This window comes from Pseudarcicella hirudinis (genome assembly GCF_900115665.1).
Lineage (GTDB): Bacteria > Bacteroidota > Bacteroidia > Cytophagales > Spirosomataceae > Pseudarcicella > Pseudarcicella hirudinis.
The window spans coordinates 168,459-186,262 of the sequence record NZ_FOXH01000001.1 but is presented as its reverse complement, the minus strand read 5'-3'; the positions used below and the strand labels follow the sequence as shown (position 1 = coordinate 186,262).

Sequence of the window (17,804 nt, the reverse complement as noted above, 5' to 3'; positions counted from 1 at the left end):
CTTTAAATTTTTATAATAAAGCTATTCCGATTTCTTATTGAAAAGGTCTTTATTGATCTGAAGGTTATTGTGGAAAGATTTCCTGTATTTCTTTACATAAGCCGAAGGGTTCATCCCAAAGAGTTTAAAGAATTGCTCCCTGAAATACTTCGGATCATTGATACCCACCTGATAGGCAGTTTCAGCAACGGTACTGTCCGTAGTAATAAGGATTTCCGCTGCTTTTTTAAGCCTGATAAAGCGGATGAAACTATTTGGCGACTGTCCGGAGATTGATTTGATTTTATTGTATAAACCTGATGGACTCATGCCTATTTCAGTAGCAAGTACCCCTACTCCAAACTCTGAGTCGGTCAGGTATTTTTCTACGATTTCAATACAGCGGTTTAAAAACTCCTTGAACTCGGGAGAAATCCTCAGGGTATTAGACTGAAGCGTAATTTCATTATAGAAATACTTTTGCAGGTCGTTTCTGTTTTTCAGTATTCCTGTCACTCTTGCCATCAGAATTTCTTTTTCGAAGGGCTTGCTGATATAGTCATCAGCTCCTCCTTCGATGCCTTTCAGCTTAATCTCAGGAGAAGTACTGGCTGTAAGCAAAATCACAGGAATATGGTTTAAACTACTGTTTTGTTTAATTCTGTTACAAACCTCTATACCGCTTATACCCTGCATCATTACATCACTGATGACAATATCCGGCAAATACTCTTCCACTAACTTTAAACCCTCTTCCCCGTTGTCAGCTTCCAGGAGTTTGAAATCAGGTTTAAATATCTGTCTGAGGTATTGCCTGATCTGAGGATTATCGTCAATAATGACCATTGTTCTGGTGTCAGCATAAAGTTCTTCCATCAATTCTCCTCCCTCTTCTTCTGAAGAGACAGTTTCTTCCGGAATAAGCGGCTCCTCATGATCTTCCAGCAGTTCTTCCAATATTACAGAATTTACTTCCTCATCATTCAGGATTATTTCCGGGTTGAGGTGTTCATAGCCTTTCAGTAATTTAATGGTAAAAACTGTACCTTTTCCTGCTTCACTTTCATAACTGATTTCTCCCTTATGGTTATTGATAAAGGTTTTTGAAAGGTATAATCCGATGCCAAAACCACCTTTTGAAGGCGCATTGGTATTTTTCACCTGATAAAACATGGTAAATAACTTCTCCCCGGTTTCAGGGGCGATACCTACACCACTGTCTTCCACCTTAATAATTACATTATTTTCAGCTTCTTCTATCGTAAAATTGACGATTCCATATTCAGGTGTAAATTTCAAGGCATTCGAAACCAGGTTAAATAAGGCAATTTCCAGTTTTTCCCGGTCTCCGTAAACCTCAACTTTCTCTTTCTCACAAATGAAGTTATATTGTATATGCTTGTCTCTGGCCTGATAGGTAAAACATAAGAATACTTCTTCACAAAGGCTTTTCAGGTTGAGTTTGACTACTTTTAAAGCATCCCCTTCAGTATCTGCTTTTCTGAAAAGGAGCAATTGATCCACCAGACTTAGCAGACGGCGGGCATTGCGGTAAACGATATTTAAGTTGCTCGTATCTTTATCCTTTGAATCAATATAAAGTAGTTCTTTTACAGGATTGATTATTAAAGTCAGAGGTGTACGAAACTCGTGTGAAATATGGGTGAAAAATGAGAGTTTTTTCTCATTGAGTTCTTTCTCCTTTTCAGCCTCAATTTTTGCAATCTGAATCTGATAGGTAAGCCGGGTCTGCTTGTTTTTGTAAAGCTGATAATAGTAAATCAATACTCCGATCAGCGTAAAATAAATAATATAGGCCCACCATGTTTTATACCAGGGAGGCAGAATCGTGATTTTGATGCTGGCATAATCCTCGAACCAGATATTATCCTGATTGGCAGCTTTAACTTTAAAAACATAGTCTCCCGGATCGAGGTAACGATAAGTAGCAGACTTCTGCTTGTTTACATAATTCCAGTCGTTATCAAGACCTTCCAGTTTATAGGCAAACTGATTTTCATCCGGATAAGAGTAATTAATGGCACCATACTGAATTGAGAATACCGATTGACTGGGTTGTAAAACCATTTGTTGGGTTCCATTCAATTGCTCTGTAAGAATATGGTCTTTCTCCTCATTTTCTCCGGAAATAAGGGCTTTTCCAAACAACTGCAATCCGGTTATCAATATTTTCGGCTTGTAATTCAGCAGTTTTATCTGTCCGGGATAAAAAATATTCCAGCCTTCCGTTCCTCCGAAACACATATATCCCGACTCTTTGTTATAAATAGCTGAGCCACCATTAAACTGCCCGTTCTGAAGCCCGTCTCCCTGATCAAAATTATAAATTTTATTGGTTGCCAGGTCAATTTTAGAAATACCTTTATTCGTACTAAACCAAACTTTATCCGGGCTTTCTTCTTTTATTGCAAGAATGGTATTATTTGCCAATCCATTTTTTTCGCTGAATTTTCTTGACATCTGCTGCCGGGTATCATATAAAATCAGCCCGTTTTCCTGCGTACCGATCCAAAGGCGGTCTTTGTCATCGAAATGCAGCGCAAAAATTACCTCTCCCGACAAGTCCTGTGTATCTCCGCTTTTAGCCTGATACTGTAAATAGGTTCTGTCAGGCATAAACTGATATAAACCTTTTCCATAGGTTCCTATCCATAAATCGTTATTTTTCCCGCTGACAATAGATCTGACATCATTGGAAGGGAAATTTTTATTGACCGGATTATAGTTGGTAAAACTGCGGGAAGATGGGTGGAATAAGCTTAAACCTCCACCGTTTGTGCCAATCCACAGGTTTTTGGCAGCATCTTCATATATTACTCTTACATCATTGGCGGCAAGGCTGTTTCTGTCTTTGGCATCATGCCTGAAATTGATAAAAGAATCTGATTTTTTATCATAAAGGAATAAACCTCCTGAGTATGACCCGAACCACAGGTTTTCCTGACTATCCCTGAATGCCGAAATAATGGCATTGTCGGTCAGACTTCCTTTTCTGCCATCCGCTTTATAATGTTTTTGCGTTTCTCCGTTGATTGTTGTTTTATAAATACCATCACCATCCGTTCCAAGCCATAAAAAGCCATTATGATCTACTGTCATTCCGTAATATCGCTGATAGCTTTCTGAATTATTCTCGGTTATTTTCTGCTCAAATTTGAAAAAACGTTCCCGGTTATTATCAATCATATAAATACCTTCTCCGTACGTACCGACCCAAATATTTTTATCCTTATCGGCATACAATGCCTGCACTGATCTTTTCGTAAAGGCATGGGCATTGTTTCCTTTTACTTCCTGAAAAGAGAGCATTTCCGGACGGATTTCCTGTTTGCTTATATCAAGCCTGTAAAGTCCTCCGTCCTGAAAACCAACTAATAACTGCTTATTTTTATCTTCCAGCAAAGAAAGAAAGACATTACTTTTCAGATGAGAAGCCGAAGCCCGGATTATGTAAAATTTATCTTCTGTTCTTTGGTAAAAAACAAGGCCGTTCGAAGTCGCAATCCAGATATTATGAAGATGATCTTCGCAAATGCTGTTTATTCTGCCCGAAGCAATTTTATCTGAATTAACAGGTTTCTTAACAGTCAGTTTCCCGTTTTTCAGACTAAATACATTTAACCCTTCACTGTGCGTGCCTACCCACAGGAGTCCATGAGAATCCTCATAGGTGGTCAGAATGGTATTGCTTGATAAACCTCTGAGTGTTGATTGTCTGTAATTAATGCTGGTATTTGTTTTTTTATGATATCTGAAAAAGCCTTCGGAGGAGGACGAAACCCATAAATTGCCGTTTTTCCCTTCCGAAATACTGCTGACATCATTATTGGGTTGGACTTTACCATTCAGCCGGTAAGTAATAAAACGCTCCGTTTTAGTATCAAATTTTACCAGGCCCTTTCTGGAAGTAACCCATATCAAACCTTCAGCATCTTTGAAAATCATCTGAATATAATTGCCGGGGATACTGAACGGATTGTCTGAATCAAATTTAAATACTTTAAAATTAATACCGTCGAAACGATTCAGCCCATCCCCTGTAGCGAACCACATAAACCCATTGTCATCCTGAACGATACCGTTTACAATGCCGAAAGAAAGTCCTTCATTTAAATTATAATGTAACACCCTATGGCTTTCTGAAAACTGAGCCAAAGTATTGAATGAAAAGAGAAATAATGATATTAGAAATATTTTCATCCCTAAATATATAGATAATTCCCTATTAATCCGGTACAATCGGAGGACGGGCATGAGCGTTTAACTTTACTTAAAACGAAAAGTTTAAAATCTTACAGATATTTCCGGTAAATACGTATTAGGAGTAATATTATTTAATAAATGGTTCTTGCGAAAAGGATTTTTATTTGTTTAAAATCCGGAATATAGTTATTCCAAATAGAAAATTTTCAGTAAAACAACGTCAGTGGGTTTCCGGAGAAAAAGATGTTTCCGGATTGGATAGAGGTGGTATAATGAAGCGGGTAAGCTAACACATATTAATAATAAACTTATCAATCAGAATATTTAACTTTTACGGAATATCAGAATGCAGCTCCTTTTAAAAAACTTCCCGGAGCAAAGCCGGAGCTTTCATTTTACAGTCTTTCTTCTCTTCTCTAAAAATCTCTTTTCTTATCTAACTTTTCTATCAGACTGAAGCTATAGGAAATCTTACATTCTACGGCAAAAGTTTTGATGACATTATCATAAAGTTCTTCATAGGAATCGTAATAAGCATTATCAGAAATACAAAGTAATTTTTGTTCTTCTTTGAAAGGCTTCACTCTTTTCACAGCCAGGACATCATCTGTAACGATAACATAAACGTGGCCTGCCCTGATACTTGACCTGTCAATCTCTCTGATTATCAGGCAGTCACCATTTTGAATACCCGGCGTCATTCCATCTCCATAAACCTGTAAAGCCAGGTATTTTATCTTGTTACTGAACATTCCGGCGGGGAAAGTAAAGGCCGGTAAATCGTCTGTTTCTTTTATTTTCTCTAAAAACTGAGGAGCTCCGGCTTCGCTTACTGAGTCGATAATGGGTATTCTGACGTTCAGCTGATTGAATTCACTTTTTGTAAAATATTTAATCTTTCCCTCATATGCAATCGGGATGATTTGTTCCTCTGTCTTTTCCGGTTTCTCTGCAATAACTTCTTTCTGAAAAAGCATTTCTCCTTTTCCGGTCAGAATCCATTGCGGATTTAATTCTTCAAATTTATTGACTATTTTCGCTAGTGATTCAGAACCAATATTTTTCCTGGTTTTTATTGATTTTGATAATGATCCGTTGGAAAGTCCCAATTCAGCCTCTAATCTCGTCGGAGGGTAATTTCGAACCTCAAGAAAATGTCCTATTCTTTCTATGACTGAATTCATTTTTATAGAAAATAAATTATTTATTATTTGGATATATAGAAATTTATCTACACATTTGTATCATCATTGACGCCCCAAAATAATATAATCAATTTCAAAAAACAACACACACACCACGTAGTATCGCCACAATATGGTGATACTGTCTATAAATACTCTTTTTTTATCATTCCTCCTTTTCAAAATACAATCTTTTGGATTGTTTAGATGATGTATGATAAGAAAACAGAGCTACCTTTTTTCTTTAGTTTGTTTTCCGTTTAAATTGCTTTTGTTTTTTCACTTTTAAACTGTTTTAAGATTCGAATAAATTTATTCTGACATAGATTTTAATAGCTTCCTACTGTCCTCTCGAAGCGAAAACTGGTAATTTTTAGGGTGGGAGAAGTAGGCAAATAGCTCACGTTCCTAACGTGGGCTTGTTTGCTTCGCCCGAAGGCATACCAGTGCCCTGCTTCGAATGCATTCAGGTTCCACGTTATTTTCTTTCTCCGGAAATAAATTCATGGTGTTTCCTTTATCAAATTATAGCGTTTTGCTTATTTTTGTCTGACCGTGAATTGCTAAACGCATAGCTTCATCATATGCAGATTGCCCCCGCTCCCATTCTTGCAAATATTATCAGGCATTACCTGATTCTGGAAAATGATTCCGGCGGACAGGTAAATTATCGCTTGTTTTCGGATGGAAATACAGGAATGGTTTTTCATTTCGGGATACCTTTCTGGCAAATTTCAGAGAGAGATGCTACTTCATTCAAACAGCCTGAAAGTTTTGTTTACGGCCAGATCAGCCATTTTCAGAATACTTTTTCCAACGGTAAGGTCGGCATGCTGATTGTCGTTTTTCAACCTTATGGCGTTTATGCTCTTTCCGGTATTTCAGCCGGAGAATTAAGAAATTCTGTTATCCCGCTGAAAGAACTGATCGGTGCCGAGGCCTTACAGCTTGAAGAACAGGTTTTAACTGCTCCAGACCACTTTCAAAGGATACAACATATTGAGAATTTTCTGATAAAGAGGGTTAAAAAAGGGTTAAAATCTGTAGAAATTGTACAAAATGCCAGTCAGGTTATCACTTTTCACAAAGGACTTGCCTCCATAGAAATGCTCTGTGAAAAACTTCAGGTCGGTGAAAGACAGCTTGAAAGGAAATTTAATGAACATATCGGAATCTCTCCCAAACATTTTTCAGGAATCGTCAGGTTACAGGCCTTTCTTAAATTACTTCAGGCTGGGGTTGCAGATGAAGATAACTTAACACAAAAAGGATATGAGGCCGGATTTTATGATCAGGCGCACACTATCAGGGAGTTTCGGAAAAATGCCGGACTTACACCCCGTCAGTATCTGTCTCAAACCCGTTTACTGGCTATTAATTTCATGCAATTACCTGATTAAGGTTTCATCTCTGTCGGTTTTGTACAATTTCTCCATTAGCCACTCTTTTAGATTTGTGTTGAAATAATCCCCACAAACATCATTATGGAGCATATTAAAATCGCCACGGCTCAGTTTGAGCATAAAAGCAATGATAAAACCTATAATCTGAAAGTAATTGAGCAGCTTGCAGAAAAGGCAGCGAACCAGGGTGCACATGTTATTGCCTTTCATGAATGCTCAATTACCGGTTATACTTTTGCCCGCCACCTTTCCAATGCAGAAATGGTGGAACTGGCAGAGCCGATTCCTGACGGTCCCAGCATTAAACGGCTGATTGAAATAGCTGAGCAGCATAATATTGTTATCCTGGCAGGCTTATTTGAGAAAGATGCGGAGGACAACCTTTATAAAGCCTATGTCTGCGTAGACAAGAATGGACTGGTAGCCCGCTATCGTAAAATTCATCCATTCATTAATCCTAACCTGAAGCCCGGAGATAAATATGTCGTTTTCGATCTGTTCGGGTGGAAATGCGGTATTCTGATCTGTTATGATAACAATATTATTGAAAATGTAAGGGCCACGAACCTGCTGGGGGCAGATATTATTTTTATGCCTCACGTAACTATGTGCACACCTTCTACCCGTCCGGGAGCAGGTTTTGTAGATCCGGAATTATGGAAAAACCGGGAAAAAGATCCTACTTCATTAAGGGAAGAATTTAACGGTTTAAAAGGCAGAAGCTGGCTGATGAAATGGCTGCCTGCCAGAGCTTATGACAATGCCATTTATGCAGTATTTTCAAATGCTATCGGAATGGATGACGATCAGCTTAAAAACGGATGTTCAATGATTCTTGATCCTTTTGGGGATATTATTGCAGAATGCAGGCAATTAGATAATGACATTGCCATTGCTCTGATAACACCGGATAAAATTGAAAAAGCCGGGGGAACAAGATATAAAAAAGCCAGAAAACCAGAGTTATACCGGGATATCATCGGAAAAGAAAATATCTCAGAACAAAAAGTAGTATGGTTGGGGAATAGCGTGGAGTAACAGTACAATCCTCATATTCATCACCGTGTTCTATAGTTTACAGAACATTTTTTTAATATTTTTATGATATTTATGCCCGGTTGACCGTGGTTCGTGGTCCGTGTACCACGAACCTATTTAACTTATGCTCTGTGAGCCACAGAGCATGGATTAGATTACAAATGAATAATTTGTCTGTGACACGGTAAATCAGGAAGAGTAAGGACTGAGAAAAAAATGATAAAATGAAACTAATGTGTACTTTCCGTGTCACAGACTCTCTTTCCATTGATTATTCGTAGTCAAAAAGGCTATGGACAGGATTTGGAAGCTATGTTCTCTCATCCCGCAATACTAACAACTCCTACTTTAGCCTGAACCGTAGAATTAGCGGCTATAAACTTACAATTCTATGTTCAGGGGGAAGCATATCTACAATATCTTCATAATAAACTACCTCACCTTTAAACATTACGCCATCTTCGCAAAAATCATTTAAACCTAAATCCTCAAACTCAAATTCTGTTGCTCCATACTCAAAGCATAACTTTTTTAAATCTCTAAGAAAGCTATTTAAACGTGGCGTGTTTAAGTAGGCTAATTCTGAGTTATCTACCCAACAATTCTTACCGCCAATTTCTGGGTCTCGCTTTGTCTTCTTATTATCAATCCATGAATTGAATATGTCATTGTCTAAATAATAAGATAACTGAATTGCTTTTGTCCCTATATCTAATTCCACTTTTAAAGGCATTGAACTAGAATGAAAAATTCTTTTCCCTTTAGCCTCTTCCAATTCTAAAAGTGGTTCTATACAAATAATCTTCTTTGGTTGTTCTGTACTGCTTACAAACAAGACACTCGGGAATAGCCAATTATCATTCAGTATTTGTATAAAAAACAAAGGATTATGCTGTCTCTCATCTTCAAACTTACTCTTGTAATGAAAATACTCAGTTTCAAAATGATACATACTTTGAAAAGTCTTTACAGGTATGGCAATCCCATATTTCTGAGATAGGTTAATATAATCCCAAGTGAATGAAGTTATCTTGTCTGATAATAAGCGAATAGAATCAGAATTTTGCCATTTAAGAAAACCATAAACGCATAACTCACCTTCAAAATCAGACCAATAATTTGATGGGCTTCCAACTTTAATATTGAATTGTTTCATTACCATTCAGTATTTTTTATTACAAACCTACCTTGTACATTTTCTACATGTAGCTCAGAGATAGAGTTTATTAAATTATTTTTGTTTATTCCTCCTGCTTGATCGAGTAAATCAGTTTTAATTTTATTTATAAACTGTTGCTTGTTGAGATTATAATATGGGTTTGAAGAGTTATCAACATTTAGTTTACCATAACGATTTGGATATTGGCTTTTGATGTTTAATGACAGCTTTCACCGTGGCTAGTGGCACACGGATCACTTCCTTAGACTTATGCTCTGTGTATCACAGTGCATGGTTTAGCATACTACAGATCATCCTCAAAAACAAATAACTCATTGGCAGATGTTCTTAAATACAACTTACTGGTATGATAAATAACCTGAGCAAATTGCCCCCCTGCTGCCTGGGGTAACTCCTGCAAAAATTCAACCTGCTTACTCTCAATGTTGAAACATCCAAATTTTATTGGTCGTAATTCATCTCCATAGGAATGTACATTATCTGTAAAGTATAGTTTACTACCATACAAATACTGAGATTGCCCAAAGGTGTTTACATTTTCTAAGTTATTCATTGTTATTGGTTCTCCGATACTTATTTGTTCTTTATCAATATCAATGATTAGATAATTTTTTCCATTCACATTGCTAGCCCAAAAGGAGGTTAACAGCCCTTGTTCTTCATTGTATAACAAAAAAGTATTAGGAATATCTACTTCCCATTTGATATCGCCAGTTTGTAAGTTTATTTTTACAAGTTTACCTGCAAAAAAGTCACTTTTGTGTGTACAAAAGACTAAATACTCTCCTCTCACTGTCCATAGGTTGGTAGTCTCTATCCCCTCTCCACAATCATATTCCCAGTAAGTTTGCTCATCTAATAAATCACTGCAGCGAAAATATTTAGGAGGAGAAAAAGGGTCCGTAAAATGTAATCTATATTTACAGTTTAGTAAGTTGCCAGCTATATTTTCTTCCTCTTTGGCAAATAAATTTTCGCAATAGAATAAATATTTTTCTTCGTTCTTGCCGCATCTTATTACATAGTTTGAAATATCTTCAAGAATAGTGATTCCTACAGGAAAATCGGCTTTGAAAGTAGATACTTTTTCAAAATTCAAATTATAGACTTCTATGTCTGAGTTAATCGTAGCAAAAATGTATTGATTAGAATAAAAAACACGTTTATATGACTCAAAATTGATAGATTCTTTCTTAGAATTTGAATATATTTTCCCTTTCTTAACAATAAAGTCATTTTTAAAAGACCATAGAGTTTCAATTCCATATTGTAGTTCAACTAATTTCATTTTAGTAAAAAAATTTCGTTAAAATTTTGTTTCAAAAATAATTTTAAATCATTACCTGTTGCATCAAGCTTATTAGGAATAAATTTCTTCGCTAAATCATCGGTCAAATCCAACGCATCAATAGCTGCTTTCATATTAGATTCGAAATTAGGGGGATTTTTGGCGGCATCAAAGTACCATTTGAGTTGATTCAGATTGGCAATATCTCCATTATTTAAATCATTGATAAACTGATCTGCAAAGTTCGAAGGTGGTACACTTTTATATGATTTAAATTCAAAATAGCGATTTAATTTTGTGCCATCAGGTAATGTTACTGCATTACCATCCTGTCCGTAGAGTTCCGCAGTGCTCTACAGATTACAAATGAATAATTTGTCTGTGACACGGTAAATCAGGAAGAGCAAGGAAAGGGTGGGTTGGGCCGTGAGCCACGAACCACGGTGAGAGTACAATCAACACCTTCAATCTGCCAGCTACCCCACATATAAATCACTGAAATAAAGCCTATTAATAAATATCACCAGGTATTCTCTTTACATCAGAAAGCTTTGTATATTTATGTAAATCAATATACAGAACATATGAAATTAGGAGCTTTCTCGCTGAGCCTTAGTGTCAGGGACATTAACGCTTCAAAGCTGTTTTATGAAAATTTAGGCTTTACTGCTTTTGCAGGCAGTCTGGAAAAGAATTATCTCATTATGAAAAACGGGAATGCTTTAATCGGGCTGTTTCAGGGAATGTTTGAAAATAACATCCTAACATTCAACCCGGGTTGGGACGAAAATGCTGCTCTTGTTGAACAATTTGATGATGTGAGGGAAATTCAGAGACAGCTTAAAAGCAGAGGTATTAAAATCGAAAGTGAAGCCGACGAGAGTACTTCAGGTCCTGCCAGTTTTATTATGTATGATCCGGACGGAAACGCTGTTTTTATCGATCAGCACGTCTAACCTCCTGAAGATCAACTTCCTTTATTACTTATTCTGTTTTATTTCAGACAGCATTTCTCTGTAATATGGTACTACAAAAGCTCAGTCCCATTTTGTGGACAAAAAACTTACAGGAAACCATTCTGTTTTATGAAAGCATTTTAGGGTTCACCTGTTGCAACAATTTCCCGAATTTTGCATCATTGTCAAGAGATCATGTAGAAATAATGATTATTGAGCCAACGCCTGAACCCGAAGATTGCGAAAATCCTCTCAATAATCAGGAAGCTTTTTTCCCGAAACCAAAACTAACCGGCAGCATTTATATCTTCTCTGATAATGTTGATGAGCTTTGGGAGAAAGTAAAAGATAAGGCCATCATAAAGTCGGATATTGCTGACAGAGCATATTGGATGAGAGATTTCTCTATACTCGATAATAATGGTTATGAATTAGTGTTTGGACAGGATATCAGCAGTCAGCAAAAAGTTTAAGAAAGGAGTAACATATTTAAGTATTTTACAAAACAAAGAATCCGGAACATGATACAATCTTAAGTGGTCCGTGAGCCACGGAGCACGGTGAAATACTACCTGTAATTGCCTGGTTTAAATCATCTCTATTAATAAACACTATTTCCCATTTTAAAATAAAAATACTATGCGGTCAATAGCATTCTTTTCCCTGTTAATCCTGAGTCTTGGTTGTGCCGGCACAAAGAACCTGCGCAAACTAAACGGCACATGGATACCCCTTAAACAGGAGTTTTCCGGAAAACAGTTACCCGCTGTTGTCTTTGAAAAACAGAAACTCATCATCAATGACAATCAATATACCGTTATCGCAGAGTCTGTCGATAAAGGCGAAGTAGTTTATAACAGCGGTAAAATGGACATTTATGGTAAAGAAGGAGTCAATGCAGGCAAACATTTCACAGCCATCTACAAGTATGAAAACAACGTCCTGACAGTCTGTTACAACTTATCAGGCGGTAGTTATCCCGAAGCATTTGAAACAAAGGCTAAATCTCTGTTTTTCCTTTCAGTATTCAAAAAATCACAGTAAAGCAATACCATTAAAACCCAACATAAGACTATTGTCATTGAATATAAGAAATCTGACAGCATTTAATTATTCCTCCAAACCATAAATCACTATATCAAATGTCCCGACACTGTAATCAGCTCAAACCTCAGCAACCCAGAACAATTTCTATAATGACCTTAAAACTTAAGATTCTTCTGTTATTTTTCATTAGTGGATCAAATCTCTTTGCCCAGAATAAGGTTTCCGAAGTAGATGCCATCGTTCAACGGGAAATGAAAGAACGACGTATTCCAGGATTACAAATTGCGATTGTCCAACATGGAAAAATCATCCTGAATAAATCATACGGCATTGCCAACATTCAGGATTCTGTTCCGGTAAGCAATAAAAGTATTTTTTCAATCAATTCCTGCACAAAAGTATTCACAGGGGTTGCTATCATGCAATTGGTTGAGGAAGGAAAAATTGAGTTATCAGCTCCCGTTTCCCGATATATAGATGATCTTCCTGTCAGCTGGCAGCCCGTTACCATCAAACAATTGCTTACTCATATTTCAGGTTTACCGGATATTCTTAAGGTTTTTGACAATACAACCTATGGACTTGGGGCATTGGGAAGTGAAGCAAAGGCATGGGAGAAAACCAAGACATTGCCTATGGATTTCAAGACAGGGGAACAGTTTAGTTATAACCAGACAAATTACTGCCTGTTGGGTATGGTTATCGACAAATTAAGCGGAATGCCTTTTACTGAGTTTTTTACCGAACGGCAATTTAAAGTTGTCGGCATGCCTCATACCCTTTTCGGAGATTCGCGCGATGTTATTCCGCATTTTGCCCCAACCTATTTTTACAGAAAAAACCTTGACGGCCAAAAATTGAATGAAGAAAAACTGATTAATAATTATGCAGAGTTTCCACCTTTCCGAAGAGCTGCTGCAGGGATAAACTGTACTGCTGAAGACATGGCGAACTGGGTTATCGCTTTGCAGGATGGTAAACTTTTAAAAACAAAAGCTGCACTCAACACCATGTGGACCGCAGGTTCGTATAATAATGGCAAGCCTACACAATGGGCTTTGGGCTGGGGAGTAGCAAAATTCCGTCCCAGACACAAGGCCATAGGGATGACTGGCGGAGGACGTTCAGCTTTCCTCGTTTATCCTGATGATGATTTAGCGGTTGTTGTTTTAACTAATCTGGGAGGAGGAACGCCGGAAGATTTCATTGAAGAAATTGCAGGCTGCTATAATCCTGAAATTGCGGCGGCTGATCCGATTACTTTTTTACGTATCAATTTGCAGAAACAAGGATATGAAAAAGCCATTGAGCTTGTCAATGCAGAAAAGAAAAAAAATCCGGGTTTTCAACCGGATGAAAATGAGCTGAACGACTGGGCTTACCGGATCATGAGTAAAGGAAAATATAAAGAGGCTCAGGAGCTTTTTAAACTAAATGCCAGTTTGTACCCTGAAAGCTGGAATGTGTATGACAGCTATGGTGAAGTTCTTTTGAAAAATAACCAGAAAGAAGAAGCTGTTAAAATGTATAAAAAATCAATTGAGCTAAATCCTCAAAATGAAAACGGAAAGAAAGTTTTAGCACAAATTCTAAAATAGCACACAACATGAGCAAAATCTTTTTTGACAGCGGTATTTCACTGGACGGTTTTATGGCTGGTGACAATCGGGGACCACACAATCCCCTTGGCAATAACGGCACAAGCATTCACAACTGGATGTTTGTGCAAAAAGCCTTTTTCAGACATCATGGCGCGGATGGCGGAGTAGAAGACGGCGCAGACGGTAAACTTATTGATGATGTTTTTGCAAGAACCGGCTCATACATCATGGGGAAAAGAATGTTTGAAGAGGGCGAAGTTCACTGGCCGGAAGACTTATACAAAGCTGACGTATATGTCCTGACTCACGAAAAAAGAGAGCCATGGATTCAAAAAGGAACAACTACTTTTTATTTCATAAATGATGGTATTGAAAGTGCTTTAGAAAAAGCAAAAAAATCCGCCAATGGGAAAGATATAAGAATTCAGGGTGGCGCAGATATAATACAGCAATTTCTCAAAGCCGGCCTTGTTGACGAATTTACCATTCACCAGGCACCTGTTCTTATCGGAAGCGGTATTCGTCTGTTTGACAATATTGATAAGGATAAATACGACATAGAAATCGATGAAGTTATTCATTCAAGACTAACAACACATCTCACATACAGACTCAGGGCAAAATAAAACGATTACCGTTAAAAAATCATATCAACCTCTGATCCAGAGCTTTTCCGGAGTAGTAAAATATTTTGTTCAGCAATCAGGCTTCCGTATTAAATTCAGCCTGATTTTTTTCCTACCCGAAATCTCAGACCTTTAACTGTAATTCCAATAACCTCCAATGACAAAAAAAACGATTATTTTAATTGGTTTTATTATTGCTAAGTTTCTGTTACAATATTCTTTAATAAGTCCGGAATATGAATTACAAAGGGACGAATTTTTACATCTTGATCAGGGTCATCACCTGGCATGGGGTTACTTATCTGTCCCTCCCCTTACTTCCCTGATCTCTTATATCATCTATTTGCTGGGAAATACGGTATTCTGGGTAAAGTTTTTTCCGGCTTTATTCGGAGCATTAACCATAGTGGTGGTCTGGAAAGTGACAGAAGAATTAAAGGGGAGTTTGTTTGCATTGATTTTAGGAGCAACCTGTATCCTCTTTTCAGTTCTTTTAAGGTTAAACTTATTATATCAGCCCAATTCACTGGATGTTTTAAGCTGGACAACCTTTTATTTCCTTCTTATTAAATTCATTAATACGGAAAAACCCAAATGGCTTTTCCTCGCCGCCATTATATTCGCGCTTGGTTTCCTGAATAAGTATAATATAATTTTTCTGCTGCTCGGCCTTTTCCCTGCTGTTTTAATAACCGAACAACGCCGCATTCTCATTCAAAAGAAGGTTTATATGGCAATTCTTTTGGGATTATTGCTCATTTCACCTAACCTTTTGTGGCAATACAACAATAACTTTCCGGTTTTTCACCATTTAAAACAGCTATCAGAACTTCAGTTAGTTAACGTAAACAGATGGCTGTTTTTAAAAGAACAGTTACTCTTTTTTATCGGCTCTTTGTTTGTCATACTGACGGCCTTCTACGCTTTGTTATTTTATGCTCCGTTTAAGCCGTATAAACTCTTTTTCTGGTCAATAATTTTCACCCTTCTGATTTTTGTTTATTTAAAGGCCAAAGGATATTATGCCATAGGGCTGTATCCTGTTTACATCTCATTCGGTGCAGTTTTCCTTGAGAATCTTCTGAAAACCGGTTGGAGAAAATATCTCAGGCCTGTTAGCATAGCTATTCCTGTTCTGTTTTTTATTCCTATGTATTCTGTCATTTTTCCCAATAAAAGCCCTGAATATATCATAAAACATCCGGCAGCTTACCAAAAACTGGGATTACTTCGTTGGGAAGATGGCAAAGACCATCAGCTGCCTCAGGATTTTGCCGATATGCTTGGCTGGAAAGAACTGGCAGAAAAAGTAGATAAAATCACACTGGCCTCACCGGATACAGACCTGATTCTTTGTGACAATTACGGGCAAACGGGGGCCATAAATTTCTATTCAAAAAACAAGGCCATACGAGCCTCTTCTTTCGATGCAGACTATAATAACTGGTTTAGTTTCGACAAAAAAATGGTCAATGTGATTCTGGTAAAAGAGCTTGATGATGAGGATAAAGAAAGAAAAGAAGAAATACCATTATTCGATAAGGTGTTCTTAGCAGACAAAAGAGTCAATTCATTTGCCAGGGAACAAGTCATATCTATTTATGTACTCAGAGGAGCAAAAGTGGATATCAACAAACGCATCCGGGATGAAATGAATGAAAAGAAAAATTACTGACCATCATAAAATCACTTCCGGTAAACATGGCATAAGAAGAAAATCAGTCTTTTTCTTATGCCATGTTTTAGTGTAAAACCCCTCCTTTTTGTCTCTCATGATTAAACGGGTACTTTTACTCATATTTTTTCCTGCACGATAAGATAGTTTTGTTACATGATAATCAAATTTCAATTCATTGATTGTCAGACAACTAAGATGTTATTTCTTGGGTAAACCTCTTTTGCCCGGGTCTAACAAAACTCTAACATTTAAACTTGAAAAGTCATGTCAACAGTTCCTTCTTATGGTTCTCTTCAGAACAACTCAAACGGTGAATACAGATGTAATCATGCTACTCAATTAGAAAGCAGTTATTCTTCACCAAATTGTCTTATCAATTTTCAATTGCAAAGCGATGGTACGTACGGCATAAAAAATGTTGGTAACAACCAATATTATCAATGCAAAATCACAACGATGGTTGATACTATTACAGGTACATGTCAAAAATGGCGCTTACTGTATATTTCGGGGAACCAGTATTATGTGCAGAATGTTTCAAACAACGAATTTATGACTAGTCATGCTTCACAACTTTCAAGCTCAGCTGGTCCTAATGAAATCTGGAACATTGTAGAACGATCAAACTAAGTTTGTAAGTTAAAATGCCTTGTTTTAAAAGGAACCTGAAAATCCGGAAAAAATTGAATTTTTAACAAAAGAGGTTTGTCAAGAATCAATTTATGCTGACGTTTTCAGATGTCTTTAAAACAAGGCATTTCTGATATTTTCTAAAATGCTGTTACTGTAAATTATCACGATTCTCTTCTTTTTCCAAAACCGCTCTTCGTAATTTATTACACACCAACCATATATTTTTCTGAAATAATCCCCTTAATATCTTCAGCTGTTTCTTCTATATGTAAAATATGTCTGGACAAAACACTTTTTAATGCCATCGAAGAATACATTTTATGTTCCATGAAACTCAGTATTCGTTGATATATCTTCACCAGTAACTCATCTCCGAACTGGCAGGAAACGATAACTGTCATAGGATTATCAGAAGCCTTGGCAATACCGAAAAAAAACTGAGATCTGTCGATTCTCCCATCGTCATAGGTATCGGCTGCCCGTTCATTTTCCATAGATGCATGGAGAATCGGATTAAGCTCCTGAATCATCATTTCTCCTTCATCTATTTTCCGTTGAAAATACCTGAGATGTTTGGGACTATAGGCAGACTTGATTATCTTTCTGTAACCTTCCAACCTGTATTCATTAATTTTAAAAACACTTATCAGGTCATTCAGAATTTCTTCGCTATTTATTTTCATGGCTTTGTATAATGGTGAGTTAAAGGTTTAAAATAGTTATAAACAAGCAACACATCCTGCCGATTGCATGGCTGGATTCAAACAGTTTCCATTAAATTTTTATGGGCGAAATTTGACTGAAAGGCTAAAGAAAGATGAATATCTTTACTCTATAAAAAAAGCATGCCGGAATATATTATTGTAAAATATGAGAAAAAACGGGGAATTTTCAGGTGAATCCGTAGCCTTTTTTCTACTAATCTAAATTAATCAGTGATTCAGGAAATACCAAAAGTACCTGAATT

Annotated in this window: 15 protein-coding genes; 9 read left to right on the top strand and 6 right to left on the bottom strand. The window is 36.9% G+C overall.

Going from position 1 to position 17,804, the window contains the following annotated elements:
- Positions 1-21 precede the first annotated feature (21 nt).
- Positions 22-4,200 carry a hybrid sensor histidine kinase/response regulator transcription factor gene (locus BM179_RS00615; protein WP_092010578.1) on the bottom strand — a complete coding sequence of 1,393 codons (4,179 nt, stop codon included), beginning with the start codon at positions 4,198-4,200 and terminating at the stop codon, positions 22-24.
- Positions 4,201-4,619: 419 nt separating this feature from the next.
- Positions 4,620-5,387 (bottom strand): S24 family peptidase, encoded by a 768-nt coding sequence (locus tag BM179_RS00610; protein ID WP_092010575.1) that lies wholly within the window; start codon positions 5,385-5,387, stop codon positions 4,620-4,622.
- A 584-nt stretch (positions 5,388-5,971) separates the two neighbouring features.
- Here BM179_RS00610 and BM179_RS00605 point away from each other — a divergent pair.
- Both BM179_RS00605 and BM179_RS00600 read left to right on the top strand, forming a co-directional pair.
- Positions 5,972-6,787: a DUF6597 domain-containing transcriptional factor gene (locus BM179_RS00605; protein WP_092010572.1), complete on the top strand. Its 816-nt coding sequence runs from the start codon at positions 5,972-5,974 to the stop codon at positions 6,785-6,787.
- 84 nt (positions 6,788-6,871) lie between these two features.
- Positions 6,872-7,828 carry a nitrilase family protein gene (locus BM179_RS00600; protein ID WP_092010570.1) on the top strand — a complete coding sequence of 319 codons (957 nt, stop codon included), beginning with the start codon at positions 6,872-6,874 and terminating at the stop codon, positions 7,826-7,828.
- Positions 7,829-8,201: 373 nt separating this feature from the next.
- On the opposite strand, the gene BM179_RS00595 is transcribed toward BM179_RS00600, so the two are convergent.
- From BM179_RS00595 to BM179_RS25500, 3 genes are all read right to left on the bottom strand, one after another.
- Positions 8,202-8,984, bottom strand: coding sequence for a hypothetical protein (locus tag BM179_RS00595; protein WP_143095107.1), 783 nt, complete (start codon positions 8,982-8,984; stop codon positions 8,202-8,204).
- Positions 8,985-9,291: 307 nt separating this feature from the next.
- Entirely contained in the window at positions 9,292-10,296 is a 1,005-nt protein-coding gene (locus tag BM179_RS00590) for a hypothetical protein (protein ID WP_092010565.1), read from the bottom strand.
- A complete protein-coding gene (locus BM179_RS25500) occupies positions 10,293-10,430 on the bottom strand; it encodes a hypothetical protein (RefSeq protein ID WP_218159129.1) in 138 nt (45 codons plus the stop codon). Before BM179_RS25500 ends, BM179_RS00590 begins: the two co-directional genes overlap by 4 nt.
- A gap of 450 nt (positions 10,431-10,880) precedes the next feature.
- Between BM179_RS25500 and BM179_RS00580 the strand changes: the two genes are divergently transcribed.
- The 7 genes from BM179_RS00580 to BM179_RS00550 all read left to right on the top strand — a co-directional run bounded on the left by BM179_RS00580 (position 10,881) and on the right by BM179_RS00550 (position 16,834).
- Positions 10,881-11,252 (top strand): VOC family protein, encoded by a 372-nt coding sequence (locus tag BM179_RS00580; protein WP_092010559.1) that lies wholly within the window; start codon positions 10,881-10,883, stop codon positions 11,250-11,252.
- 92 nt (positions 11,253-11,344) lie between these two features.
- Complete coding sequence (locus BM179_RS00575) at positions 11,345-11,725, top strand: VOC family protein (protein ID WP_177219264.1); 381 nt, start codon at positions 11,345-11,347, stop codon at positions 11,723-11,725.
- 166 nt (positions 11,726-11,891) lie between these two features.
- Positions 11,892-12,296, top strand: coding sequence for a TIGR03067 domain-containing protein (locus BM179_RS00570; RefSeq protein ID WP_092010553.1), 405 nt, complete (start codon positions 11,892-11,894; stop codon positions 12,294-12,296).
- Between the two features lie 152 nt (positions 12,297-12,448).
- Positions 12,449-13,897 carry a serine hydrolase domain-containing protein gene (locus tag BM179_RS00565; protein WP_092011937.1) on the top strand — a complete coding sequence of 483 codons (1,449 nt, stop codon included), beginning with the start codon at positions 12,449-12,451 and terminating at the stop codon, positions 13,895-13,897.
- A gap of 8 nt (positions 13,898-13,905) precedes the next feature.
- Positions 13,906-14,526, top strand: a complete 621-nt coding sequence (locus tag BM179_RS00560; RefSeq protein WP_092010550.1) for a dihydrofolate reductase family protein — start codon at positions 13,906-13,908, stop codon at positions 14,524-14,526.
- Positions 14,527-14,683: 157 nt separating this feature from the next.
- Complete coding sequence (locus BM179_RS00555) at positions 14,684-16,201, top strand: glycosyltransferase family 39 protein (protein WP_092010547.1); 1,518 nt, start codon at positions 14,684-14,686, stop codon at positions 16,199-16,201.
- Positions 16,202-16,468: 267 nt separating this feature from the next.
- Complete coding sequence (locus tag BM179_RS00550) at positions 16,469-16,834, top strand: ricin-type beta-trefoil lectin domain protein (RefSeq protein ID WP_092010544.1); 366 nt, start codon at positions 16,469-16,471, stop codon at positions 16,832-16,834.
- Between the two features lie 206 nt (positions 16,835-17,040).
- Here BM179_RS00550 and BM179_RS00545 read toward each other — a convergent pair whose 3' ends face one another.
- On the bottom strand, positions 17,041-17,520 hold the full coding sequence (locus tag BM179_RS00545) for a hypothetical protein (RefSeq protein ID WP_092010541.1): 480 nt from the start codon (positions 17,518-17,520) through the stop codon (positions 17,041-17,043).
- Between the last annotated feature and the right edge of the window lie 284 nt (positions 17,521-17,804).

Excerpts from the sequence above, each read along its gene's own strand:
- BM179_RS00545 (WP_092010541.1), bottom strand. The coding sequence starts at position 17,520 with ATGAAAATAAATAGCGAAGAAATTCTGAATGACCTGATAAGTGTTTTT.
- BM179_RS00615 (WP_092010578.1), bottom strand. The coding sequence starts at position 4,200 with ATGAAAATATTTCTAATATCATTATTTCTCTTTTCATTCAATACTTTG.
- BM179_RS00580 (WP_092010559.1), top strand. The coding sequence starts at position 10,881 with ATGAAATTAGGAGCTTTCTCGCTGAGCCTTAGTGTCAGGGACATTAAC.
- BM179_RS00565 (WP_092011937.1), top strand. The coding sequence starts at position 12,449 with ATGACCTTAAAACTTAAGATTCTTCTGTTATTTTTCATTAGTGGATCA.
- BM179_RS00560 (WP_092010550.1), top strand. The coding sequence starts at position 13,906 with ATGAGCAAAATCTTTTTTGACAGCGGTATTTCACTGGACGGTTTTATG.
- BM179_RS00595 (WP_143095107.1), bottom strand. The coding sequence starts at position 8,984 with ATGAAACAATTCAATATTAAAGTTGGAAGCCCATCAAATTATTGGTCT.
- BM179_RS25500 (WP_218159129.1), bottom strand. The coding sequence starts at position 10,430 with ATGAAAGCAGCTATTGATGCGTTGGATTTGACCGATGATTTAGCGAAG.
- BM179_RS00610 (WP_092010575.1), bottom strand. The coding sequence starts at position 5,387 with ATGAATTCAGTCATAGAAAGAATAGGACATTTTCTTGAGGTTCGAAAT.
- BM179_RS00590 (WP_092010565.1), bottom strand. The coding sequence starts at position 10,296 with ATGAAATTAGTTGAACTACAATATGGAATTGAAACTCTATGGTCTTTT.
- BM179_RS00550 (WP_092010544.1), top strand. The coding sequence starts at position 16,469 with ATGTCAACAGTTCCTTCTTATGGTTCTCTTCAGAACAACTCAAACGGT.
- BM179_RS00605 (WP_092010572.1), top strand. The coding sequence starts at position 5,972 with ATGCAGATTGCCCCCGCTCCCATTCTTGCAAATATTATCAGGCATTAC.
- BM179_RS00600 (WP_092010570.1), top strand. The coding sequence starts at position 6,872 with ATGGAGCATATTAAAATCGCCACGGCTCAGTTTGAGCATAAAAGCAAT.
- BM179_RS00570 (WP_092010553.1), top strand. The coding sequence starts at position 11,892 with ATGCGGTCAATAGCATTCTTTTCCCTGTTAATCCTGAGTCTTGGTTGT.
- BM179_RS00555 (WP_092010547.1), top strand. The coding sequence starts at position 14,684 with ATGACAAAAAAAACGATTATTTTAATTGGTTTTATTATTGCTAAGTTT.